The organism is Malikia spinosa (genome assembly GCF_002980625.1).
Lineage (GTDB): Bacteria > Pseudomonadota > Gammaproteobacteria > Burkholderiales > Burkholderiaceae_C > Malikia > Malikia spinosa.
The window spans coordinates 50311-75266 of the sequence record NZ_PVLR01000030.1 but is presented as its reverse complement, the minus strand read 5'-3'; the positions used below and the strand labels follow the sequence as shown (position 1 = coordinate 75266).

The following is a 24956-nucleotide window of genomic DNA, read 5'->3' as shown; positions in this document are numbered from 1 at the left end:
CGGAGACTTTGAACACGTTCTCAGGCTGCGACCGCGTCGATCAGGCCCATCTCGGCGCTCGACATCAGCTTGTCGATGTCGATCAGGATCAGCATGCGCTCGTCCTGGGTGCCGATGCCGACCAGATAATCGGTGCCGAAGGCTGCACCCATCTCCGGCGGCGGCTTGATCTCCTCGGACTTGAGCGTGATCACGTCCGAGACCGTATCGACCACCATGCCGACGATGCGGCCGCTGATGTTGAGGATGATGACCACGGTCAGCGGGTCGTAGGTCGGCGTACCCAGATTGAACTTGATGCGCATGTCGATGATCGGCACGATGATTCCGCGCAGGTTCACCACGCCCTTGATGAATTCAGGGACGTTGGCAATCCGGGTCACCGCCTCGTAGCCACGGATTTCCTGCACCTTCAGGATGTCGATGCCGTACTCTTCCTTGCCCAGGGTGAAGGCCAGGAACTCCTGCCTCGGTCCATCGGTGGTGTTGCCGCGGCCCCAGTTGCTGATCGCTGCGTCATTCTTTTCACTTTGAATCATCACTGCTTCTCCATTTATTCAAAAATTGTCAGACCCGCATTGACGCGCCGGTTCAACGTCCGCCTGCGAGCAGGAAAGCCACATCCAGGATCAGCACCAGACTGCCCTCGGCCGAGCGCGCCGTGCCGGCGATGCCGCGCGCGGGCATGGCCGTCAGCGGCTTGATCACCAGATCGGCCGTGCCCTCGACCAGACAGACCCCAAGGATATAAGGCTTGGGACTCGCGACCACGATGCCGAGCCGCTCCTCGCGTGCCGGATAGCCCAGCACCGTGGCCAGCGAACGCACCGGCAGGGTCCGGCCCTGGTCGCGGAACACCGGCTGACCACTCACGCTCATGAGCTCTTCGGGCAACTCGATCACGCGCTCGACCGCCGACATCGGCATGCCGACCAGCACCTCGCCGGCGCTGACCAGCATGGTCGGGACGATCGACAGCTCGATCGGCAGCCGGATCGAGAAGCAGGTGCCCTGCCCCAGGGTCGACTCGATGTGGATCGTGCCGCGATGCTTCTCGACCGTGGTCTTGACCACGTCCATGCCGACGCCGCGTCCCGACACGCTGGAGGCCTGGGCCTTGGTCGAGAGTCCGGGCAGGAAGGCCAGTTGCAGCGCATCCTCGTCGCTGATGACCAGATGCTCGCCGATCAGCCCCAGGGTCTTGGCCTTGTGGCGCAGGCGCTCGGGGTCCATGCCGGCGCCATCGTCGGCGACCTCGATCACGACATTGCCGGCTTCCTGCCAGGCGCGCAGCGAAATCCGGGCCTTTTCCGGCTTGCCGGCGGCCAGCCGCCGTTCGACCGGCTCGACGCCATGGTCGAGCGAGTTGCGCAGCATGTGCACCAGCGGGTCGTAGAGGCTGTCGACCACGATCCGGTCGACCTCGGTCTCGGCACCCTCGATCACCAGTTCGACCTGCTTGCCCAGATCACGGGCGAGCTCGCGCACCAGGCGCGGAAAGCGCTGGAACAGGCGACCGACCGGCTGCATGCGAGTCGCCAGCGTGGCGCGCTGCAGCTCCGAGGTGTAGCGCGCCGCGCGCTGCAGCGTCTCGGCCAGGGCCGACATCAGCAGCATCGCCTCGTCTTCCTGCTTGAACAGCATCAGCTTCTCGAACAGCGCACCGGCCTGGTTGGCGGCCTGCACCGACTCACCAGCGACTTCGAGCAAGGCATCGAGCTTGTCGGCGCGCACGCGCAGACTGTCTTCCTTGGCGACAATATGCGGCTGGCCATCGGGGACCGGCAAGACATCGGCAGTTTCACGCCGATCAGGCTGCTCGCGCCGATCGGACTGGGCGGTGCGGCGCTCGGGCTCGCTCGCCGGCTGGACCGGCTCGACGCTCGGAGCTGTACCGAAATCGTCCAGCATCGCCGCGAGAACCGACGGCGGCAGCAAGGCCTCGTAATAAGCCTGCCAGTCGATCTGACCGGGCAGGTTGTGCAGGCGCGGGACGGCGGCAGCCAAGGGCTCGGGTGCCGGGTCAGATAGCGGCGGCAAGGACGCGGCAGCAGCAAGGGCCGCGGTCGCGCCTTGGCCGATACTGGCCATCACCTCGGTCAGCCGATCCTCGAGTACCGCCGGCATGGCCGGCAGCTGGTCGGGGCTGACGCCCTCGGCCAGCGCGGCGAGCTGATCGGCGACAAATCCGCTGGCTTCGAGTGCCACGTCGATCGCCTGCTGGGTCACGGCCGCGGTATCGGTGCGCAAGGCATCGAACAGGTTCTCGGTCAGATGGCAGGCAGCCACGACCGAGCTCAGGTTCATGAAGCCAGCGCTGCCCTTGATGGTGTGGAAGGCACGAAACACCGCGTTCAGGATGTCGTGACTGTCCGGCTGCAGCTCGAGTGCCAGCAGATTGTCTTCAACTTGCGCCGCCAGGTCCAAAGCCTCGACGACGAACTCTTGCAGCATGTCGTCGTCCATCAGAACCCCAATTCGCCAAGCAAGCTGTCCACATCGGTCTGCATCATCGAGGCCGTCGGCACATTGGGGCCCGACAGCAGATCGACTTCGGCATTGCGCGTAATCATCGGCGCGTAGTCGCGCAACAACTGCGTCAATTGCGTCTCCAGGTTGCCGGTCAGGGTCACCACCTTCTTGATGATCTGACCCGTGATGTCCTGGAAGTCCTGCGCCATCATGATGTCCATCAGACGCGCCTTCTCGGCCTCGGCATTGGTGGCCACCAGGGCAGAGAAGTCGCGCGAGTCGGCCGCCAGCTGCTTGAACTCGTCAATGCTGAGCTGGCCCTCGAACATGGCCTGCCAGCGCTGCGACATCTCCTGTGCCTGGCGCGCCAGCGCGTCCTGGGCCGGCAGGCTCTCGTCGACCGCATTGAGCACCTTGTTGGCAGCCTGTTCGGTCAGCGAAGCGATGTATTTCAAGCGCTCCTGCGAGTCGAACATCTCATGCACGGCCTCGAACAGCGGTCGGTCCTGCCCGAGATGGCGCAGCGCATCGTGCAGTTCGCGCACGATCAGGCCCAGGCGGGTATACATCGGCAGCTGCAGCTGATCGGTCGACTCAGGCGGATTGCCCACGGCCTGTGGCTCCAGCGCCGCAGGCGTGGAGTCTGCCTCCGGTTGCGCAGGCACCGGGCTTGCTGCTTCGCTGACCGCTGCCGCCGGGGGCTTGGCGCTCATTTCAGCCTGATGCTGGGCGGCTGCCGCTTCGAACAAGGCGTCAAGATCGTCCAAATCGTCGCTCATCCATTCACTCCTGATTAGCTGCTCACGCGACGGCGCGAGCGAGCTTGAACACATTCATTGCCTGGCGCAGCTGATGGGCCTGCTGCACCAGACTTTCCGACGCCGTAGCGTTTTCCTCAACCAGTGCCGCGTTTTTCTGGGTCACCGAATCGAGGTGCACCACGGCGGTGTTGATCTGGTTGATACCCTGATTCTGCTCCCGTGTCAGGACGGCCAACTCGCCCATGATCTGCGAGACATCCTTGACCGACTTGACGATCTCGTCCATGGTGGCAGTGGCCTCGCCGACCTGGCGGGTACCCGCCTGCACCTTGGCAATCGAGTCCCCGATCAGCTGCTTGATGTCCTTGGCCGCTGCCGCCGAACGTCCGGCCAGACTGCGCACCTCGCCGGCGACCACGGCAAAACCGCGGCCTTGCTCGCCGGCACGCGCGGCCTCGACCGAGGCGTTGAGCGCGAGGATATTGGTCTGGAACGCAATGCCGTCGATCAGGCCGATGATGTCAACGATCTTTGACGCCGAAGCGCTGATCTCGTTCATCGTGCCGCCAAAGTTCGAGATCACCTGGCCGCCCTGCGAAGCGACGCCCGACGCCTTGGCCGCGAGCTGATTGGCCTGCTGGGCGCTGTCGACGCTCTGGTGCATGTTGGCGACAAACTGCTCCAGGCTGGCTGCTGTTTCCTCAAGGCTGGCGGCCTGCGCTTCGGTGCGCTGGGACAGGCTGAGGTTGCCGGCGGCGATCTCGGTCATGCCGACTTGCATGGTATCGACGTTGTCGCGCACGTCCCCGACGATGGTGTTGAGGTTGAGCGCCACCTGCCGGAGGGCACGCAGCAGCTGGCTGAACTCGTCGGTGCCCGGCACCTCGAGCTTGACATTCATGTCGCCACCGGCAATCGTGCGCGCGACCCGGGTCGCCAGCGCCAGCGGTCCAACGACCCGTTTGCCCAAGGTGATCCAGAGCCACAGTACTGGCAGCAGCCCGCCGAACGACAGCAAGGCCAGCAGGCCCGGCCCGGGCGCAAAGCCCAACAGGGCCGACAGCCCCAGGGCGGCCAGACCGGCGCTCGGCAGACCGAGCCCCAGTGCCAGTCTTGCAGCCAGACCGAGCTGACCAAGGCGGGCCCAGGCACCGCGCAGGCCGCTGCGCACCACCTGGCCCTGCTTGATGAGCAGACCCTGGGCCCGGCCCTCGCGGAACTGGGCATAGACGGGCTCGACGGCCTGGATCGCTTCGCGCGTGGGCTTGACGCGCACCGACACATAGCCCGTGATCTGGCCATTCTCGTAGACCGGGGTCACGTTGGCGTTGACCCAGTAGAAGTCGCCGTTCTTGCAGCGATTCTTGACCAGACCGGTCCACGGCACGCCCTGCTTGAGGGTGGACCACATGTCCTCGAAGGCCTCGGGCGGCATGTCGGGGTGACGCACGATGTTGTGCGGCTGACCCACCAGCTCCTCCTCGGAGAAACCGCTGACTTCGACAAAGTAGGGGTTTACATAGGTGATCCGGCTCTGAGTGTCGGTCATCGACACGATGGACTTGGTGTCGCTGATCAGGTATTCGCGCTGGGTGACGGGCTGGTTGACGCGCATGTTCTTTTTGTTCTTTGAAAACGGAGCAGACTGACTGATAGTAACGGCAAAAATTTGCCGAAATTTATACTAAATACTCAAAACCCCAAAATTATCGCTGCATCAGGAATTACCCAATGTGATAGTTTTCAAGCGCCCTTCGTTGATGGCGGCATCCTCAGCCCGCTTGTTGAGCAAGATGATGCTGATGCGGCGGTTGGTCGGGTTATGCGGTTCGTCGGGCTCGAGCAGCACCGCCGAGGCCAGGCCGATGACGCGGATCAGCCGGCTCTCATCGAGGCCTCCGCCGACCAGCACGCGGCGCGCCGTATTGGCCCGATCGGCCGACAACTCCCAGTTGCTGTAGCTCTTGCCACCGCCTGCATAGGGCGTGGCGTCGGTGTGGCCTGCCAGGCTGATGCGGTTCGGCATGCCGTTGAGCACCGGGGCGATCTCACGCAGGATGTCTTGCGCATAGGGCTGCAGCGTGGGACTCGCGAGCGCGAACATGGGACGATTCTGCTCGTCGACGATCTGCACGCGCAAGCCCTCGGAACTGACATCGAGCAGCAACTGCTTCTTGAACGGCTTGAGCTTGGGGCTGTCCTCGATCAGGGCCTCGAGCTTCTGCTTCATTTCCTGCATCTTGCTTTTTTCGGCCTGCTCCTGGGCCTCTGTCTGGTCGGACGCGCCTGGCTTGCGCACCGGACTGGGCCCGTCGCCCGCACGCATGCCCTGCTGCATCAGGTCGCGCCCGCCGCCCGCGATCATGATGTTGCTCGCGCCGCTGGACGGCCCGCCGAGCAGCGAGGTCTTGAGCGGGGTCTGGAAATACTCGGAAATGCCCTTGAGCTTGTCGCCATCGACCGACCCCAGCAGCCACATCAGCAGGAAGAAGGCCATCATGGCGGTCACGAAGTCGGCATAGGCGATCTTCCAGGCGCCGCCGTGGGCGCCGCCCGACACCTTCTTGATGCGCTTGACGACGATAGTGGGGGTTTTCTTGTCGGCCATCGGCTTACTTGGACTTGGCCTGCTTGATCTGCTCTTCGAGCTCAGCGAAGGAGGGGCGCTCGGTCGAGAACAGCACCTTGCGACCGAACTCGACCGCGATCGTCGGCGGATAACCGTTGAGGCTGGCGAGCAAGGTCACCTTGACGCACTGAAAGGTCTTGGACGATTCGTGCAGCTTTTGCTCGAGCAGGCCCGCCAAAGGCCCGATGAAGCCATAGGCCAGCAAGATGCCGAGGAAGGTTCCGACCAGGGCATGGGCGATCAGGATGCCGAGCTCGGCCGGCGGCAAGCCGACCGACTCCATGGTGTGGACCACGCCCATCACCGCCGCCACGATGCCGAAAGCCGGCAAGCCATCGCCGAGCTTGGCGATGCAGTGCACCGGCACCTCGCCTTCGGCGTGGTGGGTATCGATCTCGTTGTCCATCAGGTTCTCGAGCTGGAACGGGTCCATATTGCCCGACATCATCAGGCGCAGGTAGTCGGTGATGAACTCCAGCAGATGGTGGTCAGCCAGCACCAGCGGGTACTTGGAGAACAGCTCGCTTTGCTCGGGCTGCTCGACATCGCCCTCGATCGCCATCATGCCGTCGGTACGGATCTTGTTGAGCAGCGCAAACATCAGCAGCATCAGGTCGAGGTAGAGCGCGCGGTTGTAACGCGAGCCCTTGAACAGCGTCGGCAGCGCCTGCAGCGTCGCCTTGATCGACTTGCTGTTGTTGCCGACCAGAAAGGCGCCCAAGGCCGCGCCGCCGATCATCAGCACCTCAAGCGGCTGCATCAGCACGGCGATGTTGCCACCTGCCAAGGCAAAGCCGCCCAGGACCGAAGCGATCACCACGATATAGCCAATAATCACGAACACGGCAATGTCTCCAAAAATACAGCAGTCAGATCAGGACCCAGACCAGCCGCCAGCACGCCATCAGTCCCCATGCGCCAGACATAGAGCGGTGGCACACCGTCCTGACCCGAACCCGGCAGCGCGACGGCGGCCTGGTCGGGAACGGCGAACTCGCAGCTGATGAAGCAGGCGCCCGGCTTGAGTTGCGACACAAGCTGCTGCCACAGCGTCGGCATCGCTGCCGGCGACAGGTAGGCCAGCACCAGATCGTAAGACGACAGATCATGACACCGGTAATCCTGGCGCCGAAACCGGCAGGCGCTGCGGCGCCAACGCGCCCGCCAGCAGCTCAACAGCCAGGGCAGCGGCGCCAGTTCAAGCCCCAGCACCGCCGGCGCGCCGGGCTGGTGCGCCAGATGCAGCGCCAAGCCGCCCAAGCCACTGCCGAGATCCACCACGCGTGCGCCAGACTGCGGCGGCAGACAGCGCGCCATCAGGCGCCAGACCGCGGGCCCCGAAGCATACAACGGCACCCGGGTCGAAAAAGTCGTCCAGTAAATCAGCGTCAGCACCAAAAAGGCGCCCAGGAACACCAGCGGCGACCAGTGCAGCGCAACGGCGCCATGCAGGGCGACCGGAAACACCGCGTTGATCGCCCACCACCAGATCGGCAGGCGCAGCCAGGCACTCAGCAAGACACCGGACAAGGCCTGGCAAGCCAGCCCCACCGCAGCGGACTGCGGCTGCAAGCCCCAGGTCACCAGCAACCAGCCGGCCAGCAACACGCCGGCCGAAGCCCATTGCGGATAAGCGCGGGACCAGACGGCCCGTGCCGGCCCAGGCTCAGTCAGGCTGGGTCGATCCGGCGCGGGCATCGAGCACCTTGCGTGTCTTGCCCGCGCGCGAAGGCACGCGGCAGAGCCCGCAGACGAAGCGCTGGCGGCGCTGCGGCTGCACGATGAAGTCGCCACCGCACTGGCGGCAGCGCGCGATCTCGAGCATCGAACTGTTCAGGAAACGCAGCAAGGTCCAGGCCCGGGTCAGCGACAGCACCGGCTCGGTGCCCGGCTCGGGCGGCAGTTGCTCGAGATAAAGGCGATAGCCCTTGACCAGGGCATCGATCGATTCGAGTCCGGCATGCTGCATCAGCTGGCGATGAATGCCAACGAAGAGCGAGGCGTGGATATTGGGTTGCCAGGTCAGGAACCAGTCGGTCGAAAACGGCAGCATGCCCTTGGGCGGCGAGACACCGAGCAATTCCTTGTAGAGCTTGAGCAGGCGGTCGCGCGACAGCGAGGTCTCGGTCTCGAGCAGCTGCAGCCGCGCGCCCAGGCGGATCAGGTCGATCGCGAGCTGGATCTCGCGCGACTCGCCCAGCACGGTCTTGGCTTTCTTGCCCGGACGCGAACCAGCCGCCGCAACGGGCGGGCCGGCATCGCGGGTCAAAGAATCTCCTCGACCGGCTGGCCTGCCAGCAGGATGGCGGAATGCGCATGCGCGAGCTGGCGCTCCTTGCTGTCGTGCGTGAGCATGCCAAGGATCGCGCCATCGTCGAAACGAAAACGCGTCAACATCATCGGGCTGCTGGCCAGCTTGAGAAGCTGAGCCGTGCTCAGACGGTCGATCAACTGCGCAATCTCCTGGCTGATGCCGAGGCGATACACGGCCATGGCCTGGTCCTCACGGACCATGCGCTGAGCCAGCATCAGATAGCTCAGGTTGATGTCCCTCACTTCATCCATCAAGTTGCAATGATCCATCTCTCCCCCACTCCAAGCGTTTGTTGCAACCGCCATGCAAGCGCAACAATGTTCAAATAGAATGATAAGCTAACTTTTCTTATCCGTCTTTTGATCAAATATATCATAAAATACAAAAATCAAGGTCATTTTCGGCAACGAAACAACATAAGCACAAATTGCCATGATTTCTGCGCTTGGGGGGAACTCACCCGCAGCGCTAGAGTCTTAACTTGTCCTGTATAGACTACTTTCCAACCATGTCACAAGCCCCCCCAAGACGCCAGCTGCTGGGCGTCAACCTGTTCGGCTTGCTGCTGCTGCTCATCGTAGGCGCCAGCGGCCAAGGGGCCTTGTACTGGATGGAGGCGTTCGACACCAACGGGCAAGCACTCCGGCAGGCGCTGCAACACCAGCAACAGGCGCGCCAGGCGCTGGACGGACTGCGCACCGGCATCGAACAGGCGCTGCTACCACAAGCCAACGTCGAGCAGGAAGCGCTGACGCAGGACGAGGCCAGCCTGTTTCTCGACGCGCATGCGACGGAGCTCGGCGCCGCGCTGACCGCGCTCGAAGCCCTGCCACTGAACGAACGCAGCCGCAGCGCGCTGCAAGCCATGAAGCCGACCCTCAAGGGCCGGCTGGTCGATATTCAGGGCGTGGCCCTGATCGGCCTGAAAACCGGCAGCACCAATTACCTGCCCGCCATCCGGCGCGCGCTCGACCGGCTGACGCATGAGCTCGACCAGTTCCAGGCCCTGTTGCTGGCCGAACTGCAAGCCGGGCAACAGGCGGCAGCCAGCGCGCGGCAGCAGGGCCAGGTCGCGCTGGCGGCTCTGATGGCCTTGGGCGCGCTGCTGCTGCTGGCACTGGGCCAGTGGCAGCGCCGCCAGCTGCAGGGGCTGGAGCGGGAGTTGACCCGCGAGGACGCCGCGCCGCGGCAGACACAGGCACAAGCGCCCTCATCGGCGGCCGAAAAGCCACGCCCGGCCACCCCCGAACGGGCCGACGACCCGCAGCAGCACGAAACCCTGACCATGCTGCGCCAGCTGAGCCAGAGCACCGACCAGCTGACCCGACTGGTCAGCCAGATCAAGACACCGAACCCAGCCGCCAGCGCTCCAGCAGCCCCGGCTCAGCCGGCCCCCCCCCAGATCGCGCGCCCGCCAAGCGCCGACAAGCCGACGACACGCGGCGCCCCAGTGCCGCACCCGATGGCGGACCTCGCGGGCGCGATTGACGACATCGCCTTCCAGAGCAGCATGCTGGTCATGAACGCCGAGACAGCAGGCAGCAGCGAACCCGGTCAGGGCTACGCCCAGCTGCTTAACGAGGTGCGCCTGCTGGCCAGCCGCTCGGCCCAGACCGCCAAGGCCTTCAAGAGCCGCATCCAGCCCCAGCCGGTCACAGAACCCGTGATCGAAGCCGTCAAGCCAGTGGTCGAGCCGGACGATGACGATGATGCAGGCGGCGTGGTGGTGCAGATCCGACAGGCGGTCGAAGCCCCCGCACCGACTCCGGCACCGATTGCGGCGCCAGCCCCCGCCATCGCGCTCAAGCGCAAGGACAAGGTAGTGGCACTGGAGCCGCATCTGACGGCGCGCCAGGACGAAGTCCCCCCCCAGGAGCCGCAGACCGCCAAGGCCAAGCCCAGCGCGACCGTGCTGCAAACCGGGCGTCTGCTGCGGACCCGTGGTTGAAATCAACAGTCCCCAGCTTGATCAGGTCCGCAAAAAGCCATAGACCTTCTCCAAGCCGTCCCAGCCGCTGTTCCTGAGCGCGGAATTGACCTGGGCGGCCCAGTTGGGGTCATGCTGAAAACGGCGACAGAAGACTTGCACCGTCTGGCTCAGCTCCAGCGGGCTGGGCAGCTCGGAATCGGCGTTGCAGCGCGCCGCCAGCATCAGCCGCAGCAGCCCGAAACGCGAGATGAGTTTCAAGTAATCATCGTAAGGCGTGATGCCCTGGAACGGAAACAGGTCGCGGAAGATCTCATTGAGCAGGTAATGCTCGAGCAGTTGGGGCGCCGCCTGCAGTGCCTCAGCCAGCCGGCCCAGGCCGCTGTGGTAACGCGCGACCAGTTCCTGCTCTGTCACCTGCCCGGTCTCGGGGTCTGCTCCCAGGCCACGCGCGACGGCATGCTGTACCGCTTGCTGCCCGGACGACAGCCTGCCGCCCACCTTGCCCTGCCAGAACAGCGCAAAGACACGGGCCTGGATCTCATGATTGGGCTGGAGTTCGCGCAGCGCGTCGAGCACCAGACCCTCTTCGACCATGACCACGAAATCCTGCAGCAGGGCCGGTATACCCGCATGGCCACCCTGCTGCAGGGTGGCGGTCAACCGTTCGCAGAACACGCCCAGCACGGCCAGCTTCTGCCACAGCTCCAGCCCGTCGGTGCGCAACAGCTGAAGACAGAAGACACGGATCTCGTTCATGGCTGACAGCGACAGGCCCAACTTGGGCTTGATGACATCGAACGTCCCGACGCGGACCTGCAGCGGCGCCTCGACGAAGTCGAAGGCATCGGGCTGCAGCAGCGCCTGGCGCGCGGCTTCGGGACAGGACAGGGTCAGCGACTGCTCGAACTGGCCATTGAAGTCGCGCGAGGCGCGCGGGTAAGTGGCACAGGTATTCGACAGATAGTCCTCGCCCAAGTCGCGCTGGACCGCGCACAGGCGCTGCTCCAGGAACGGGCATTCACGGCTGACGGCGTTGAGTTCGATGCGCGCGTAGTTGGCGTCGCTGGCCTGGCTGCGCTGGCGCTTGACCTGATGCTCCAAGCGATCGGCCAACGCCGGCAGCTTGGCCTGGCGATAGGCGTTGAAGGTCTTCTTGTCCAAATTCACGCGCCAACCGGTGCAGCAGTTGTCCTCGCAGTCCGGGCCGATGCAGCCAAAGCGGCTGACATACAGGGGAACGAGCGCCGTCAAGGCGCGCTTGGGGTGCAGAAGGCTCATGGCAGGAATCTTGGACAGGGTCTGGAATGCTGCCGAGTTTGACACAGGCAGGGGCTGAAAATTTTTGCAAAAAAAACGCCGATCACCCTCAAGTCCAGCCCCGGGCCGCCGTAACCCAAATCAACGGCGGCAGAAACCCTGCTACCGCAAGCAAGCAGGCCCACAGGGCGGTGCTTGCAGGAACAGCGTAACAACCCAGACCGGAGAACCACCATGGCTTCTTACATCAACACCAACCTGTCGTCGATGCAGGCTCAGCGCAGCCTGGGCACCGCACAAACTGCACTGAACACCTCGGTCCAGCGCCTGTCTTCGGGCCTGCGCGTCAACGGCGCCAAGGACGACGCCGCCGGTCTGGCCATCGCCACCGGCATGGACAAGACCGTGCGCGGCCAGTCGGTTGCCATGCGTAACGCCAACGACGCGATCTCGTTCAGCCAGACCACTGAAGGCGCGCTCGGCAAGGTCAGCGACACCATGCAGCGCATGCGTGAACTGGCCGTGCAGTCGGCCAACGGCACCAACAGCAGCGATCAGCGTACCGCGATGGACACCGAGTTCAAGGAACTGCAGGCAGAAATCGGCCGTGTCACCAAGAACACCGAGTTCAACGGTCTGAAGGTGCTGGGTGACGGTGCCTCGCAGAAGTTCCAGATCGGCTCGAACACCACTGCTGACAACCAGATTGAAATCAAGGGCACCGACCTGAGCACGACCGCTGCGACCAAGAGCGAAACCTCGAAGCTCGCCATCGACGCGGACCAGACCACTTCGACCTTTGACATCACGGACGTCGCCAAGGCTAGCGCAGCGATCGACCAGATCGACCTGGCGCTGAAGGAAGTTTCTGGTCAGCAGACCATCCACGGTGCAGCACAGAACCGCATGAGCTCGGTGATCTCGACGCTGCAGGTTTCGAACGAGAACCAGTCTGCCGCCCGCAGCCGGATCATGGACACCGACTTCGCGTCGGAAACCGCCAACCTGGCGCGCAACCAGATCCTGCAGCAGGCCAGCACGGCGATGCTGGGTCAGGCCAATCAGCTGCCCAACGGCGTGATGCGACTGCTGGGCTAATCCCGACAGCGGGCCAAGCCAGGGGAGCGGCCGGCACGGCGCTCCTTCAACCCGCGCCCTGGGTCTGGCCCCAGGCGCGGGTTTTGGTGTTCAATCACGGGTAAGCATAGGGTCACGCCATGTCCATATCCCCCATCACTACCAACCCAGGCAGCCTGCCCGCCACGGTTCGCATGGCTCCCACCTGGCAGCCCGTCATCGAGCGGCCGGTCCAGCCCACCCAGACCAGCACAGAATCCGATCCGCTGGCTCGCAACGGCGCCACGGCCAAAACCGACCCGCCAGCGCCAGACAAGCCGGAATCGGCACAGGAAATCCGGGAGGCGGTGGAAAAACTCAACGAACAGCTCAAGCCGGTCAGTGCAGGAGTACGATTCAATGTCGATGACGAGAGTGGCAGGCTCGTGATCCAGTTGATGGACATTGCCAACGACACCGTGATCCGGCAGATTCCGAGCGAGGAAGCGCTCAAGCTGAGCCGCGAGCCGGAACTCAAGCGCAGCGGTCTGCTGGTCGACACCAAGGCCTGAGCGCCCTACTCCTACAAGCGAGGCCAACATCATGGGACTTTCTTCCGCCGGCATAGGCTCGGGCCTGGACGTGACCAACATCGTGTCACAGTTGATGTCGATCGAGCAAAGGCCGCTGACTGCGCTGACCACCAAGCAGAGCGACTACAGGGCCAAGTTGAGCGCCTTCGGCAGCATCCAGAGCGGAATCTCCAGCTTCCAGAGCACGCTCAAGAAGCTCAGCGACCCGAAGAACCTGCAGACTATCAAGGCCACGGTGGCCGATACCGCCGTGCTGGGCACCAGCGGCGGCGCCGGTGCGGTGCCGGGCGACTATTCGATCGAGGTCACCAAGCTGGCACAGTCGCAAAAGCTCGCCAGCGCCGGTCAGCTCAATGCCCAGGCGGTGGTCGGCACCGGCACGCTGACCTTCGACTTCGGCACCATCAGCGGCGGCACCCTGGGCACCGATGGCAAGTACAGCGGTTCGGCTTTTAGCAGCAACGGCGCGGGCAGCAAGCAAGTCACGATCGACAGCAGCAACAACACGCTCAACGGCATCCGCGACGCGATCAATTCCGCCAGCATCGGCGTGACGGCCAGCATCATCAACGACGGCAGCAACACGCCCTACCGGCTCGCTTTAAGCAACAGCCAGACCGGCGAAGCCAGCAGCATGAAGATCTCGGTCAGCGGCGACGCGGCACTCGGCAACCTGCTGAACCACGATCCATCTGGCAGCCAGGCGCTGACGCAGACGGTGGCGGCGCAGAACGCTGCGCTCAAGGTCGACGGCCTCGACATCAGCAAGCCCAGCAACAGCTTCAGCGACGTAGTGCCTGGCGTGACGCTGACGTTGAAGAAAACCAACGCCGGCAGCCCGACCAACCTGTCGGTGACGCGCGACACCGATGCGGTCAAGGCCAATGTGCAGGAATTCGTTGACGGCTACAACAAGCTGACGGGCTCGCTGAAAAGCCTGACCAGCTACAACATGGAAAGCAAGAAGGGGGCAGCACTGTACGGCGACTCGTCGGTGCGCAACATGCTGACCCAGCTGCGCGGCGTGGTCACCGGCACCGTCACGGGCGGCGCCAGCAGCCTGACCCGGCTCAGCGATGTCGGTGTGTCCTACCAGGCCGACGGCACGCTCAAGCTCGACGCCACTAAGCTGCAAAAGGTCATCGACACCCAGTTCGACCAGCTGCCGGGGCTGTTCGCGGCCAGTGGCGCCAGCACTGACAGCCAGGTCAGCTATGTCGGCTCTACTGCCAAGACCCAGTCCGGCAGCTATGCGCTGGAAGTCAGTCAACTGGCGACCCAGGGCAGCCAGACCGGCTCGGGCGCGGCCAGCCTGGACTACAGCGGTGGCAACAACGCGCTGCAGGTGTCGCTCGACGGCCTGAGTGCCAACATCAATCTGCGCGATGGCAGCTATGCCTCGACCAGCGAACTGGTCAGTGACCTGCAGACCCGCATCAACGGCAATTCGACCTTCACCCAGGCCGGCTCGGCTGTGACCATCAGCGCCGACGCCAGTGGGGTGCTGAGCATGCTGTCCAACCGTTTTGGCTCCAGCTCCAGCATCAGCCTGGGCGGTACGGCGGCCAGCCTGCTGCTGGGCGGCACAGGCAGCGCAACAACGGGTCTGGCGCTGACGGGCCAGATCAACGGCGCTGCCGCGACCAGCCTGGGCCAGACCCTGACCGGCGCCAGCGGCAATGCGGCCGAGGGGCTGAAGGTCTCGGTCAGCAACGGCAGCACGGGCGCGCGTGGCAATGTGCAATACAGCCAGGGATTTGCCTACCAACTCGATCAATTGGCCAGCAGTTTCCTGGGTGAAAATGGCATGATCTCGATGCGCACCGACGGCATCAACAGTTCACTCAAGAAGCTCGACAGCGACAAGCTCAACCTCGAAGCCAAGCTGGGCCGAATCCAGAAGCAGTACCAGGACCAGTTCACCAAGCTGGACACGACGATGAGCAGCATGAACTCGACTACGGCCTACCTGACCACCCAGCTGACGGCTCTGGCCAACAACAGCAACTAGAACTGAACTTCAAAGCTAGGCAAGGACACCATGTTTGGATCGAACCGATCGGCCGCCAAGGCCTATGCCCGGGTGGGACTGGAAACCGGCGTGACGGCGGCCAGCCCGCACAAGCTGATTGCCATGCTGTTCGAGGGCGCGATGATCGCGATCCTGCGGGCACAAAACCACATGCAGGCCGGGCAGATCGCGGAAAAGGGCCAGGCCATTTCCAAGGCCATCAGCATCATCGACAGCGGGCTGCACGCCAGCCTGAACCTCAAGGCGGGTGGCGAGGTGGCAGAGAACCTCGACGCGCTCTACGGCTACATGACGCAGCAGCTGGCGCAGGCGCACCTGAAGAACGACCCGGCCATCCTGCAAGAAGTCCACGGTCTGCTGAGCCAGCTGAAGTCGGCCTGGGACGCGATCGACCCGCAGGCGGCGGCACGCGCCGAAGTCAGTGCCGGCCAGGCTGCCAGCGGCCAGGTCTTTGCCAGCGTGAAGGCCTGACCATGCTGAATGCCGAACAGGTGCTGGGCATCTACGAAAACGTATCGAGCCTGACGCGCCAGATGCTGCTGGCGGCCCAGGCTTCGGACTGGGACCAGTTGTCCGAGCTGGAATCGCGCTGCGCGCACGAGGTCGGCCTGCTGCGCAGTGGCGGCCAGCCACCAGTGGCTTCGCTGAGTGCCGAATTGCGCGAGCGCAAGGTGCAGATGCTGCGCCAGATCCTCGACGATGACCGCGCCATCCGCGACATCACCCAGCCCTGGCTGCAGCGGCTGCAGGGCCTGATCCAGAACACCGGCCAGCAGCGCAAGCTCGAGCAAGCCTACGGTGGCTTCTGAGTCGATTCGGCCGGTTGAGCCACTGAAGCCCGGCTTGGCATGCTGCCCCGGCTAGATTCGGCTGCTGCGGCCCAGGTCACTGCGGTCAGCACCCTGCGCGCGACCACGGTGGTGGCCGATCCGCGCCAGGACGGTGCCGCGCGGCTGGAGCAGGTCGAGATCGGACGCACGCTGCAGGGCAAGGTGCAGGCTGCGCTCAGCGACGGCAGCGCGCTGGTACGGTTCGGCAGCGAAGCGCCGCCAGCTCGCCCGCTCGAGTTGCGCCTGCAACTGCCAGCGGGTTTTGCCGTCGGCGACACGCTGGCGCTGACGTTGCTGGCACGCGAGCCCAGGCTGACCTTCGGCCTGCAGGGTCAGAACGGCTCGGTGCAGACCCATTTCAGCGCAGCCGGCGAGCTGATCGGCCGACTGCTGCAGTCAGAAGCCGGACAACCGGCACGCCCGCTGCAAGGCAGCGCACCGCTGCAGGCCACGCCTGGCGCCGAGGTGGCTCAGCTGACACAGAACCTGCAACAGTCGCTGGAAGGCAGTGGGCTGTTCTACGAGTCCCATCTCGAGCAATGGAGCCGCGGCGAACGCACGCTGGACCAGATCAGGCAGGAGCCGCAGAACCGCCCCGGTGGCGATGCACTGGCGGCGCAATTGCTGCCGCAGCAACTCGACACGCTGGAGCAGCGCCGCCTAGTCTGGCAAGGCGAGCTCTGGCCCGGCCAGCCGATGGAGTGGGAGCTGGTACAGGAAAAGGACCAGCAACAGCAGCCACGCGAGCCAGGCCAGCCGGCGGCCTGGGAGACGGTGTTGAAGCTGGAGCTGCCGCAGCTCGGCCAGGTCAATGCCACCATCCGCCTGCAGGGCGAGCAGGCCCAGGTACGGCTGCGCGTGCTGGATGAGGCCGCCGCCGCTGCACTGCAGGCCGACCAGGGCCGGCTCGACGATGCGCTGGCAGCCGCCGGCACGGTGCTGGGCGGCTTCCTGGTCCAGCGCGATGCGCTACCGCCTGACGCGGTGGAATCCGGTGCAATCCCCAATGAGCCGCAAGCCTGAGGCCATGCGCCAGGCGGTCGCCCTGGCCTACCAGGGCGGCAAGGCGCCCAAGGTAGTGGCCACGGGCAAGGGCGCCGTGGCCGACAACATCGTTGCACTGGCGCGCGAGCATGGTGTCTATGTGCACGAGTCGCGCGAACTGGTCGCGCTGCTGAGTGAGGTCGAACTCGACCGCGAGGTGCCGCCCCAACTGTACCGGGTGGTGGCGGAACTGCTGGCCTGGCTGTACCGGATCGAGGCGGCGCTGCCACCCTCGAAAAAACCGGCGGCCAAACTGCCGCAAAAAGGTCACTGAACTTGTCTGGCTGGACCGGCCCGACCGAGGCCGACCAGTGCCGCGCTCAGACCTGCATGTTCATGATGTCCTGGTAGGCCGACACCAGCTTGTTGCGCACCTGCACCGTGGCCTGGACCGCGATGCCGGCCTTCTGGCTCGCGACCATCAGATCGGACAAATGCACGCTGTCATCGCCAAGCGCAAAGCGCTTGCCGAGCTGGTCTGAGGTCTGCTGCAGCGCATTGACCTGGTCGAGCTGGGCCTTGAACGCCTTGGCGAAATCGGGCTTCTCGGTCTGGGCCGCGCCCGCAGCGGCCGTGGCAGCGGTTGCGCCGGCGGCTTCCTGTGGCCCCTGCACGCGCGCAACGGCGGCGCGCAGCTGCGCGGTCATGGCGGCGATCTGGCCGCTGTCGATGGCGATCATGGTGTTCGGTGGGCGGCAAGCGCCGTGAATTTGGCGTCCATGCCGCAAAGGTAACACAGGCCGGCACAGAAGCCCAGATCAAGCAAGGGTTGTTTTACCGATCTGTTCGCGCAAATAAGCGCTTGAAAAACCACGACAATATCGCCAGCTTAGCCTTGCTCCGACCTTGCCTCGACCCTGAATGCCCTGACTGCACGTGCGTTACTCCCCCCTGACTCCTCCTGGCCGCCCCGTTGCGGCAGATCGCCATGGCCACTGCAGTTGAAACCGCGCCCAAGCCCAACGCGCTGACGGCCTTCTTCCAGAGCCCGCAGGGCCGCTACCTGGCGCTCGGAGCCGGCATGGCGCTGGTGATCAGCATCATGGCCTCGATCTGGATGTGGAACCAGAAACCCGAGTACCGGGTGCTGGTCAGCAATTTCTCGGACCGCGACGGCGGCGCGATGATTGCCGCCTTGCAGACGCTCAACGTGCCCTACCGCTTCGCTGAGGGCGGCGGCGCGATCCTGGTGCCGGCCGAACAGGTGCATGACGCGCGGCTCAAGCTGGCGGCGCAAGGTCTGCCCAAGGGCGGCAACGTCGGCTTCGAGCTGATGGAGAACCAGAAGCTGGGCTCGTCGCAATTCCTCGAACAGGTCAACTTCCAGCGCGCGCTCGAGGGCGAGCTGGCACGCTCGATCAACTCGATCGGCGTGGTGCAGGCCGCGCGCGTGCACCTGGCGATCCCCAAGCCGTCGGTGTTCGTGCGCGAGCGCCAGCAGCCGACCGCCTCGGTGCTGGTCAACCTGCATCCGGGCCGTACGCTCGACGCGCAACAGGTGTCGGCGATCGTGCACCTGATCTCGAGCAGCGTGCCCGAGCTGACCGCCAAGAACGTGACGGTGGTGGACCAGAACGGCAGCCTGCTGTCCGACCCCGAGCGCCAGGCCGACGCGAATCGGCTCGACCCGGCCCAGGTCAAGTATGTGATGGACCTGCAGGACGGCATCGTCAAGCGCATCGAGTCGATCCTGACCCCGATGGTGGGTGGCGGCAATGTGCGCGCCGAGGCCACCGCCGAGGTGGATTTCTCGCGCAGCGAACAGGCGGCCGAGACCTTCCGCCCCAACAGCCCGCCCGAGGCGGCGGCGATCCGCAGCCAGAGCACGAACGAGAGCAACAGCGAGGTCAAACCGGCAGCGGGTCTGGTCGGCGCCGCGTCGAACCAGCCGGGCGCCGAAGCGTCCGGCGCCCCGACCGAGCCCGCACCGGGTCAGGCCGCCGCAACAGGCAACACGCAAAAAGGCAGCACGACCAACTACGAGGTCGACAAGACCGTGCGCTATGTGCAGCAACCGATGGGCGGCATCAAGCGCCTGACGGTGGCGGTGGTGGTCAACCACAAGCGGGTCGTCGATGCCGAGGGCAAGGTCAGCCTGCGCGCGCTGACCGAGCAGGAACAGCAGCAGATCACCGACCTGGTCAAGGAGGCGATGGGCTTCAATGCCGAGCGCGGCGACTCGCTCAACGTGGTCAACAGCCCGTTTGCCGAGCCTCCGCGCGAAGTGATTCCCGAGCAGCCGTTCTGGCAACCCTATGCCACGCTGGACAACGCCAAGACAGCGGCGCAATATCTGTTGACGGCTGCGGTGCTGCTGTACTTGTATTTCTCGGTGCTGCGACCGATGATCAGGATGCTGCCGGGCAACAAGGCCAAGGAAGAGGAAGCCAAGCGCCTGGCCGAACTCAAAGCCGAGCTCAAGGCTGAACAGGAAGCGCAGCAAAAGCTCAAGCAAGAGGCCCAGGAGGCGCAGGAAACCAAGGCAGAGGACAAGCCGGGCGAGACGCCGGCAACAGCCACGGCGGCGGCGCCCGGTACGGCAGCAGCAGCCCCGCCAAACGGTCTGAGGATCAGCAGCTACCAGGACAACCTGCAGGTGGCCAAGCAGATGGCGCTGCAGGAGCCCAAGGTGGTCGCCAACGTGGTCAAGAACTGGGTGAACGGCAATGAGTGAAGACGGCGTACACAAGGCAGCGGTGCTGATGCTGGCCCTGGGCCAGGACGAGGCGGCCGAAGTCATGAAATACCTCGAGCCGCGCGAGGTGCAGAAGCTCGGCACGGCGATGTCGACCATGAAGGCGGTGTCGGGCCAGACGCTGGAAGCGGTGCTGCACGAGTTCATGCAGAAGACCCAGCACAACACCGAATTCGGCATCGACTCGGACGAGTACATCCGCAGCGTGCTGACCAAGGCGCTGGGCGACGACAAGGCCGCTTCGCCGATCAACCGGATCCTGGTCACGCGCGACGCCAGCGGCATCGAGAGCCTCAAGTGGATGGACGGCAAGTCGGTGGCCGACCTGATCCGGCAGGAGCATCCGCAGATCATCGCCACCATCCTGGTCCACCTGGAGCGCTACCACGCCAGCGAGGTATTGTCCGAGCTGACACCGCGGCTGCGCAACGACGTGGTGCTGCGGATTGCGACGCTCGAGGGCGTGCAGCCGGCGGCCTTGACCGAACTCAACGATGTGCTGACCAAGCTGCTGACCGGCAACGACAACCTGCGCAAGAAGGCGATGGGCGGCATCCGGACCACGGCCGAGATCATGAACTTCATGAACGGCGAGAACGAGAGCAAGATCATGGCCAACCTGCGCGAGTTCGACCCCTCGATCGCGCAACAGGTGATGGACCAGATGTTCGTGTTCGACAACATCATGGATGTGGGCGACCGCGACATCCAGTTGATCCTGCGCGAGGTGCCATCGGAGGCGCTGATCATCGCGCTCAAGGGCGCCAAGGACGAGATGAAGGAGAAGTTCTTCCGCAACATGTCGCAGCGCGCCGCCGACATGATGCGCGAGGATCTGGAGGCCAAGGGCCCGGTGCGGCTGTCGGAAGTGGAAAAGCAGCAAAAGGAGATCCTGCAGATCGTGCGCCGCCTGGCGGACGAGGGACAGATCTCGCTGGCCAGCTCGGACGACGCCTATGTCTGATCCCAGGCCGCAGACGGCCTACCAGCGCTGGGAGCTGGCCTCGCTGGCGCAGGAGCCCGGGCACAAGGTGGTCGACGAGGCCGCTGCGGCGGCGGCCGCCGCCGAGCAGCTCGCGCGCGAGTTGCGCAGCGCGCGCGAGACCGGCCTGCAGCAAGGCCAGCAGCAGGGCTACCAGACCGGCCTGCGCGAGGGTCGGCTGCGCGGCTACGACGAAGGTCATGCCGAAGGGCTGGCCCAGGTGCAGGCCGACAATCTGGCGCTGCAGCAGGAGCTGACGCAGACGCTGACCCAGCTCGGGCAGCAGTTCGGCCAGGAACTGACCCAGGCGCGCGAAGCGCTGGCCAGGCAGCTGCTCGATCTGGCGCTGGACATGGCGCAAGCCATGCTGTGCCAGACGCTGGAGCTGCAGCCCGAGCGGCTGCTGGGCGTGATCGACCAGGCGCTGCAGGAGCTGCCGCTGGTGCGCCCACCAGCGGTGCTGCGCCTGCATCCGCAGGACCTTGAGCTGGTCAAGGCGGTGCGCGGCAGCGAGCTGCAGGCTGCCGGCTGGCGGCTGCAGGCCGATGTCCAGCTCGCGCGTGGCGGCTGCCTGATCGAGACCTGTGACCAGCAGATCGACGCCAGCCTGCCGGCGCGCTGGCGGCGGCTGCAGCATTCGCTCGGGCGCGACACTGCCTGGCTGGAGCCCGCAGCGTGACAGCCGGTGCAACCGGCTGGGACAGCTACTTGCTGGCTTGCCGCCAGCGCGTGCAGCATTGCGCGCCGCTGCAGGCCTATGGCCGCGTGACACGCGTCGCCGGCCTGGTGATGGAGGCCGTGGGCCTGCGGCTGCCGGTCGGCAGCCCCTGCCATGTGCCGCTGCCGAGCGGCTTTCGGCTCGATGCCGAGGTGGTGGGCTTCGAGCAGGAGCGCCTGTTCCTGATGCCGCTGGGCGATGTCGAGGGCGTGCAGCCGGGCGCACCGGTGATTCCCACCGTCGCGGCCAGGTCCCAGCCCCGGCTGCATGATCGGCGCGCCCAGGCCCGGCCGACCTCGGACGGCCGCACCCTGCCGGTCGGCGCGGCCCTGCTCGGTCGCGTGCTCGACGCCACCGGCCGCCCGCTCGACCAGCTCGGGCCGCTGCAGGGCCATGTGATGGCGCCGCTCTACGCGCGGGCCATGAACCCGCTGCAGCGCGAACCGATCTCGCAGACGCTCGATGTCGGCGTGCGCGCGATCAACAGCATGCTGACCGTGGGCCGGGGCCAGCGCATGGGCCTGTTCGCGGGTTCGGGCGTGGGCAAGAGCGTGCTGCTGGGCATGATGGCGCGCTACACCGCAGCCGACGTGATCGTGGTCGGGCTGATCGGCGAGCGCGGACGCGAGGTCAAGGAATTCATCGAGCAGATCCTGGGCGAGGAAGGCCTGGCGCGTTCGGTGGTGGTGGCGGCACCGGCCGACAACCCGCCGCTGCTGCGACTGCAGGGCGCGGCCTACACGACGCTGATCGCCGAGCATTTCCGCGACCAGGGCAAGAACGTGCTGCTGATCATGGATTCGCTGACGCGCTACGCGATGGCGCAGCGCGAGATCGCGCTGGCGATCGGCGAGCCGCCCGCGACCAAGGGCTATCCGCCCTCGGTGTTCGCCAAGCTGCCGGCGCTGGTCGAGCGCGCCGGCAATGGTCGCGCCGGCGGCGGCTCGATCACGGCCTTCTATACCGTGCTGACCGAGGGCGACGACCAGCAGGACCCGATCGCCGACTCGGCGCGCGCGATCCTGGACGGCCATATCGTGCTGAACCGGGTGCTGGCCGAAGCCGGTCACTATCCAGCGATCGACATTGAGCAGTCGATCAGCCGCGCCATGCACAACATCACCGACGAGACGCACCAGAAGCGCACGCGCCGGCTCAAGCAGCTGATGTCGGGTTATCAGCGCAACCGCGACCTGATCAACGTCGGCGCCTACAGCCCGGGCAGCGACCCGCTGATCGACGAGGCGATCCGCATGCACGAGCGCATCGAGCATTTCCTGCAGCAGAGCATCCACGAGCGCGCCGGGATGGAGCAGAGCTGGCGCGAACTTTCCGCTCTGTTTGCCTGATCGGGCAGCTGGGCGGCAGCGATAATCAAGCATGGCAAATCCGAGCGTGATCGAGACGCTGATCGAACTGACGACGCAGCAATCCGAAGAGGCCGCCAAGCGGCTCGGCCAGGCCACCCGCCAAAGCGAGCAGGCCCAGGAAAAGCTCGACCTGCTGCGGCAGTATCGGCAAGAATATGTCGATCAGCTGCAGACCCAGATGTCCAACGGCCTGAGCGTGGCGGGCCATGCCAATTTCCTGCGCTTCATCCAGGGCCTGGACCGGGCGATTTCGCAGCAGGATGCCGCCGTGCTGCAGTCCAAGTACCTGGTCGAGCGCGAACGCGACAGCTGGCGCGAGCATGAGCGCAAGCGCCTGTCCTACGGCACGCTGGTGCAGCGCGCCCAGCAGCAAGCCCTGCGCCAGGCCAACCGCCAGGACCAGAAACAGACCGACGAGCGGGCGGCGCGCCGCCGCTCACAGCTGGGCTAGTCATCATGAGCTGGAACGATTTGTCCCTGTCCGCGACAGGCAGCGTCAGCGCCAATGCCGGCGTCACGAGCCCGGCAACGCCTGGCTTGCGCGAAGCCGGCTCGGGCTCGTCTTTCGAGCAGGAGCTGCGGCGCCAGACCGAAGCGGGCGACTCGTCCGAAACCACAAAAGCCCAGGTAACGGCCACGCCAGCAGCGGCCAAGCTCAAACCGGGCAATGCCGCCGAGCCAGCGGCTGACGACGCACCGTCCGACTGGCTGACCCTGCTCGACGGGATGCGGGCCAGGACCGCAGCCAAGCCGGCGGAGGCGGTGACCGAGCCGCTGGCTGCAGCAGCGAGTGCAATGGCTGCAGTTGCCCAGGCGATTGCCGAACCCGTTATCGAGCCAGTGACGGCCTTGGCCGCGTCCGGTGCGGGTGAACCGGTAGTGGTCGCGTCCCATGCTGCGACCCCGGCTGCAGACCCCGCCAGCGCGCCAGCCAAGGAAACCGAACAGGACCGCGTGCAGCTCGATGGCACCCCGCCCCCGTTTGCGTTGCTGTCGACAGCAGCGCCTGCACTCCAGCCCGCCGCACCGGTGATCGACACGGCGGCAGCGCCATCCACCGCCGCGCTGGAGTCCACCACCGATGCCCCGGGCCAGCGGGCGCAGCAGCAGCCGGACTTACCCGAACCGGGTCAACTCGATGCAGTTGCCGCGCGCGCGCTGGCTGCTGCCGCGCCTCAGCTGACGCGTCCCGCTGCAGTCCCGACCGGCGCTGCAACCAACACGCCCGACACGCCGCCGGCATTCGAGGCCCTGGCCCAAGCCCTGCCCGCAGCCACTGGCCTGACCCCTGCAACGGACCGCCTGCCCGAATTGGTGCCGGTACAGCGCCATGTGGCGACGCCGCTGGGCCAGCGCGGCTGGGACCAGGCCGTGAGCCAGCAGGTCAGCTGGCTGGTGCGGGACCAGTTGCAAAGCGCCAGCCTGAGCCTGAATCCGCCGCACCTGGGTCCGATCCAGATCACGCTGCAGCTCGACCAGCAGCAGGCAACGGTGCAGTTCGTCTCGGCCATGCCCGAGGTGCGCCAGGCGCTGCAGGATGCATTGCCGACACTGCGCGCCATGCTGGGCGAAGCCGGGATCGAGCTTGGGCAGGCCGATGTCGGCTCGCATCAGTCCGAGCGTGAGCGCCCGGCCTTCCAGCGCCAGGACCGCCGCAGCGACGCCGCCGAGGATGAGCCGGTCGAAGCCCTGGTGCAGCCGCGCGCGCAGGGCGGCGGCCTGCTGAACCTGTTCGCCTGATTTTTTTCATCTCTCATCACAAGCTGAAGTCACATGGCCACTGCCGACCCCAAATCCTCCGATGCCGATGCCAGCGCAGGCAAGAAGCCGGCCTGGAAAAAATGGCTGCCGATCGCGCTGCTGGTCCTGGTAGGCGCTGCGGCGGCGGGCGGCTGGTTCTACTGGCAGCGCTCCGCCGACAAGGCCCCGCATCAGGAGGTGCAAAAAGCGGCCGCCCCGCAACCGCCGGTGTTCCATCCGCTCGAGCCCTTCACCGTCAACCTGAACGGCGACGGCCTGTTCCTGCAGACCGCGCTGACGCTGCAACTGGGCGGCCAGAATGACGTGGAGCAGTTGAAGCTGTACCTGCCGCAGGTGCGCAGCCGTCTGCTGATGCTGATATCGTCCAAGACCGGTGAGGAGATTTCGAGCACCGAGGGCAAGCAGCAACTGATCGAGGAAATCATGGCCCGCGTGCGCGAGCCCTTTGCCCCCGGCCTGCCCGAGATCCAGATCAGCAACGTCTTCATTACCTCATTCGTGATCCAATGAGC

Annotated in this window: 26 protein-coding genes; 15 read left to right on the top strand and 11 right to left on the bottom strand. The window is 65.4% G+C overall.

Going from position 1 to position 24956, the window contains the following annotated elements; translation table 11 throughout:
- Positions 1–20: 20 nt before the first annotated feature.
- From C6P61_RS11340 to flhD, 9 genes are all read right to left on the bottom strand, one after another.
- The gene (locus tag C6P61_RS11340) at positions 21–539 is read right to left on the bottom strand and encodes a chemotaxis protein CheW (RefSeq protein WP_105730040.1); all 519 of its coding nucleotides are present in this window, start codon (positions 537–539) and stop codon (positions 21–23) included.
- Between the two features lie 52 nt (positions 540–591).
- Positions 592–2466 carry a chemotaxis protein CheA gene (locus tag C6P61_RS11335; protein ID WP_105730039.1) on the bottom strand — a complete coding sequence of 625 codons (1875 nt, stop codon included), beginning with the start codon at positions 2464–2466 and terminating at the stop codon, positions 592–594.
- Positions 2466–3251, bottom strand: coding sequence for a protein phosphatase CheZ (locus C6P61_RS11330; RefSeq protein ID WP_105730038.1), 786 nt, complete (start codon positions 3249–3251; stop codon positions 2466–2468). The genes C6P61_RS11335 and C6P61_RS11330 overlap by 1 nt, the downstream gene beginning before the upstream one ends.
- 22 nt (positions 3252–3273) lie before the next feature.
- Entirely contained in the window at positions 3274–4848 is a 1575-nt protein-coding gene (locus C6P61_RS11325) for a methyl-accepting chemotaxis protein (RefSeq protein ID WP_105730037.1), read from the bottom strand.
- 102 nt (positions 4849–4950) lie between these two features.
- Entirely contained in the window at positions 4951–5841 is an 891-nt protein-coding gene (gene motB / locus C6P61_RS11320; protein WP_105730036.1) for a flagellar motor protein MotB, read from the bottom strand.
- A gap of 4 nt (positions 5842–5845) precedes the next feature.
- A complete protein-coding gene (motA, locus tag C6P61_RS11315) occupies positions 5846–6706 on the bottom strand; it encodes a flagellar motor stator protein MotA (RefSeq protein ID WP_105730035.1) in 861 nt (286 codons plus the stop codon).
- Entirely contained in the window at positions 6697–7560 is an 864-nt protein-coding gene (locus tag C6P61_RS11310; RefSeq protein ID WP_146115041.1) for a class I SAM-dependent methyltransferase, read from the bottom strand. The genes motA and C6P61_RS11310 overlap by 10 nt, the downstream gene beginning before the upstream one ends.
- Complete coding sequence (gene flhC / locus C6P61_RS11305) at positions 7529–8131, bottom strand: flagellar transcriptional regulator FlhC (protein WP_244908889.1); 603 nt, start codon at positions 8129–8131, stop codon at positions 7529–7531. The genes C6P61_RS11310 and flhC overlap by 32 nt, the downstream gene beginning before the upstream one ends.
- Positions 8128–8445: a flagellar transcriptional regulator FlhD gene (gene flhD / locus C6P61_RS11300; RefSeq protein WP_105730033.1), complete on the bottom strand. Its 318-nt coding sequence runs from the start codon at positions 8443–8445 to the stop codon at positions 8128–8130. The genes flhC and flhD overlap by 4 nt, the downstream gene beginning before the upstream one ends.
- A 239-nt stretch (positions 8446–8684) precedes the next feature.
- Between flhD and C6P61_RS11295 the strand changes: the two genes are divergently transcribed.
- On the top strand, positions 8685–10124 hold the full coding sequence (locus C6P61_RS11295) for a methyl-accepting chemotaxis protein (RefSeq protein WP_105730032.1): 1440 nt from the start codon (positions 8685–8687) through the stop codon (positions 10122–10124).
- Positions 10125–10145: 21 nt separating this feature from the next.
- Here C6P61_RS11295 and fliB read toward each other — a convergent pair whose 3' ends face one another.
- Complete coding sequence (fliB, locus tag C6P61_RS11290) at positions 10146–11384, bottom strand: flagellin lysine-N-methylase (protein ID WP_105730031.1); 1239 nt, start codon at positions 11382–11384, stop codon at positions 10146–10148.
- A gap of 213 nt (positions 11385–11597) precedes the next feature.
- On the opposite strand from fliB, the gene C6P61_RS11285 reads away from it, so the two are divergent.
- From C6P61_RS11285 to C6P61_RS11255, 7 genes are all read left to right on the top strand, one after another.
- Complete coding sequence (locus tag C6P61_RS11285; protein ID WP_105730030.1) at positions 11598–12461, top strand: flagellin N-terminal helical domain-containing protein; 864 nt, start codon at positions 11598–11600, stop codon at positions 12459–12461.
- A gap of 119 nt (positions 12462–12580) precedes the next feature.
- Positions 12581–12991: a flagellar protein FlaG gene (locus tag C6P61_RS11280; RefSeq protein WP_105730029.1), complete on the top strand. Its 411-nt coding sequence runs from the start codon at positions 12581–12583 to the stop codon at positions 12989–12991.
- A 31-nt stretch (positions 12992–13022) separates the two neighbouring features.
- Entirely contained in the window at positions 13023–15023 is a 2001-nt protein-coding gene (fliD, locus tag C6P61_RS11275) for a flagellar filament capping protein FliD (RefSeq protein ID WP_105730028.1), read from the top strand.
- Positions 15024–15053: 30 nt separating this feature from the next.
- On the top strand, positions 15054–15515 hold the full coding sequence (gene fliS, locus C6P61_RS11270; RefSeq protein ID WP_105730027.1) for a flagellar export chaperone FliS: 462 nt from the start codon (positions 15054–15056) through the stop codon (positions 15513–15515).
- A 2-nt stretch (positions 15516–15517) separates the two neighbouring features.
- Complete coding sequence (locus tag C6P61_RS11265) at positions 15518–15853, top strand: flagellar protein FliT (RefSeq protein ID WP_105730026.1); 336 nt, start codon at positions 15518–15520, stop codon at positions 15851–15853.
- Between the two features lie 39 nt (positions 15854–15892).
- Entirely contained in the window at positions 15893–16897 is a 1005-nt protein-coding gene (gene fliK, locus C6P61_RS11260; protein ID WP_105730025.1) for a flagellar hook-length control protein FliK, read from the top strand.
- Positions 16881–17192, top strand: a complete 312-nt coding sequence (locus tag C6P61_RS11255) for an EscU/YscU/HrcU family type III secretion system export apparatus switch protein (RefSeq protein WP_105730024.1) — start codon at positions 16881–16883, stop codon at positions 17190–17192. The genes fliK and C6P61_RS11255 overlap by 17 nt, the downstream gene beginning before the upstream one ends.
- A gap of 46 nt (positions 17193–17238) precedes the next feature.
- On the opposite strand, the gene fliE is transcribed toward C6P61_RS11255, so the two are convergent.
- Positions 17239–17598 carry a flagellar hook-basal body complex protein FliE gene (fliE, locus tag C6P61_RS11250; protein WP_105730023.1) on the bottom strand — a complete coding sequence of 120 codons (360 nt, stop codon included), beginning with the start codon at positions 17596–17598 and terminating at the stop codon, positions 17239–17241.
- 248 nt (positions 17599–17846) lie between these two features.
- Between fliE and fliF the strand changes: the two genes are divergently transcribed.
- From fliF to fliL, 7 genes are read left to right on the top strand one after another with little or no spacing between them, the layout of a single operon-like run.
- Entirely contained in the window at positions 17847–19592 is a 1746-nt protein-coding gene (fliF, locus tag C6P61_RS11245; RefSeq protein WP_105730048.1) for a flagellar basal-body MS-ring/collar protein FliF, read from the top strand.
- Positions 19585–20577, top strand: coding sequence for a flagellar motor switch protein FliG (fliG, locus tag C6P61_RS11240; protein ID WP_105730022.1), 993 nt, complete (start codon positions 19585–19587; stop codon positions 20575–20577). Before fliF ends, fliG begins: the two co-directional genes overlap by 8 nt.
- Positions 20570–21274, top strand: coding sequence for a flagellar assembly protein FliH (locus C6P61_RS11235; RefSeq protein ID WP_105730021.1), 705 nt, complete (start codon positions 20570–20572; stop codon positions 21272–21274). The genes fliG and C6P61_RS11235 overlap by 8 nt, the downstream gene beginning before the upstream one ends.
- Entirely contained in the window at positions 21253–22662 is a 1410-nt protein-coding gene (gene fliI, locus C6P61_RS11230; RefSeq protein WP_371416984.1) for a flagellar protein export ATPase FliI, read from the top strand. The genes C6P61_RS11235 and fliI overlap by 22 nt, the downstream gene beginning before the upstream one ends.
- Before the next feature lie 31 nt (positions 22663–22693).
- Entirely contained in the window at positions 22694–23134 is a 441-nt protein-coding gene (gene fliJ, locus C6P61_RS11225; RefSeq protein WP_105730019.1) for a flagellar export protein FliJ, read from the top strand.
- 5 nt (positions 23135–23139) lie between these two features.
- Positions 23140–24423, top strand: a complete 1284-nt coding sequence (locus tag C6P61_RS11220) for a flagellar hook-length control protein FliK (protein WP_105730018.1) — start codon at positions 23140–23142, stop codon at positions 24421–24423.
- Between the two features lie 33 nt (positions 24424–24456).
- Complete coding sequence (gene fliL, locus C6P61_RS11215) at positions 24457–24954, top strand: flagellar basal body-associated protein FliL (RefSeq protein ID WP_105730017.1); 498 nt, start codon at positions 24457–24459, stop codon at positions 24952–24954.
- Positions 24955–24956 lie beyond the last annotated feature (2 nt).

Coding starts and splice junctions, on each gene's coding strand:
- fliL (WP_105730017.1), top strand. CDS start 24,457: ATGGCCACTGCCGACCCCAAATCCTCCGATGCCGATGCCAGCGCAGGC.
- C6P61_RS11335 (WP_105730039.1), bottom strand. CDS start 2,466: ATGGACGACGACATGCTGCAAGAGTTCGTCGTCGAGGCTTTGGACCTG.
- C6P61_RS11285 (WP_105730030.1), top strand. CDS start 11,598: ATGGCTTCTTACATCAACACCAACCTGTCGTCGATGCAGGCTCAGCGC.
- fliF (WP_105730048.1), top strand. CDS start 17,847: ATGGCCACTGCAGTTGAAACCGCGCCCAAGCCCAACGCGCTGACGGCC.
- motB (WP_105730036.1), bottom strand. CDS start 5,841: ATGGCCGACAAGAAAACCCCCACTATCGTCGTCAAGCGCATCAAGAAG.
- fliD (WP_105730028.1), top strand. CDS start 13,023: ATGGGACTTTCTTCCGCCGGCATAGGCTCGGGCCTGGACGTGACCAAC.
- fliB (WP_105730031.1), bottom strand. CDS start 11,384: ATGAGCCTTCTGCACCCCAAGCGCGCCTTGACGGCGCTCGTTCCCCTG.
- fliG (WP_105730022.1), top strand. CDS start 19,585: ATGAGTGAAGACGGCGTACACAAGGCAGCGGTGCTGATGCTGGCCCTG.
- fliK (WP_105730025.1), top strand. CDS start 15,893: ATGCTGCCCCGGCTAGATTCGGCTGCTGCGGCCCAGGTCACTGCGGTC.
- C6P61_RS11325 (WP_105730037.1), bottom strand. CDS start 4,848: ATGCGCGTCAACCAGCCCGTCACCCAGCGCGAATACCTGATCAGCGAC.
- C6P61_RS11255 (WP_105730024.1), top strand. CDS start 16,881: ATGAGCCGCAAGCCTGAGGCCATGCGCCAGGCGGTCGCCCTGGCCTAC.
- C6P61_RS11220 (WP_105730018.1), top strand. CDS start 23,140: ATGAGCTGGAACGATTTGTCCCTGTCCGCGACAGGCAGCGTCAGCGCC.
- fliJ (WP_105730019.1), top strand. CDS start 22,694: ATGGCAAATCCGAGCGTGATCGAGACGCTGATCGAACTGACGACGCAG.
- fliS (WP_105730027.1), top strand. CDS start 15,054: ATGTTTGGATCGAACCGATCGGCCGCCAAGGCCTATGCCCGGGTGGGA.
- C6P61_RS11310 (WP_146115041.1), bottom strand. CDS start 7,560: ATGCCCGCGCCGGATCGACCCAGCCTGACTGAGCCTGGGCCGGCACGG.
- flhD (WP_105730033.1), bottom strand. CDS start 8,445: ATGGATCATTGCAACTTGATGGATGAAGTGAGGGACATCAACCTGAGC.
- C6P61_RS11235 (WP_105730021.1), top strand. CDS start 20,570: ATGTCTGATCCCAGGCCGCAGACGGCCTACCAGCGCTGGGAGCTGGCC.
- C6P61_RS11330 (WP_105730038.1), bottom strand. CDS start 3,251: ATGAGCGACGATTTGGACGATCTTGACGCCTTGTTCGAAGCGGCAGCC.
- C6P61_RS11265 (WP_105730026.1), top strand. CDS start 15,518: ATGCTGAATGCCGAACAGGTGCTGGGCATCTACGAAAACGTATCGAGC.
- fliE (WP_105730023.1), bottom strand. CDS start 17,598: ATGATCGCCATCGACAGCGGCCAGATCGCCGCCATGACCGCGCAGCTG.
- C6P61_RS11280 (WP_105730029.1), top strand. CDS start 12,581: ATGTCCATATCCCCCATCACTACCAACCCAGGCAGCCTGCCCGCCACG.
- C6P61_RS11295 (WP_105730032.1), top strand. CDS start 8,685: ATGTCACAAGCCCCCCCAAGACGCCAGCTGCTGGGCGTCAACCTGTTC.
- C6P61_RS11340 (WP_105730040.1), bottom strand. CDS start 539: ATGATTCAAAGTGAAAAGAATGACGCAGCGATCAGCAACTGGGGCCGC.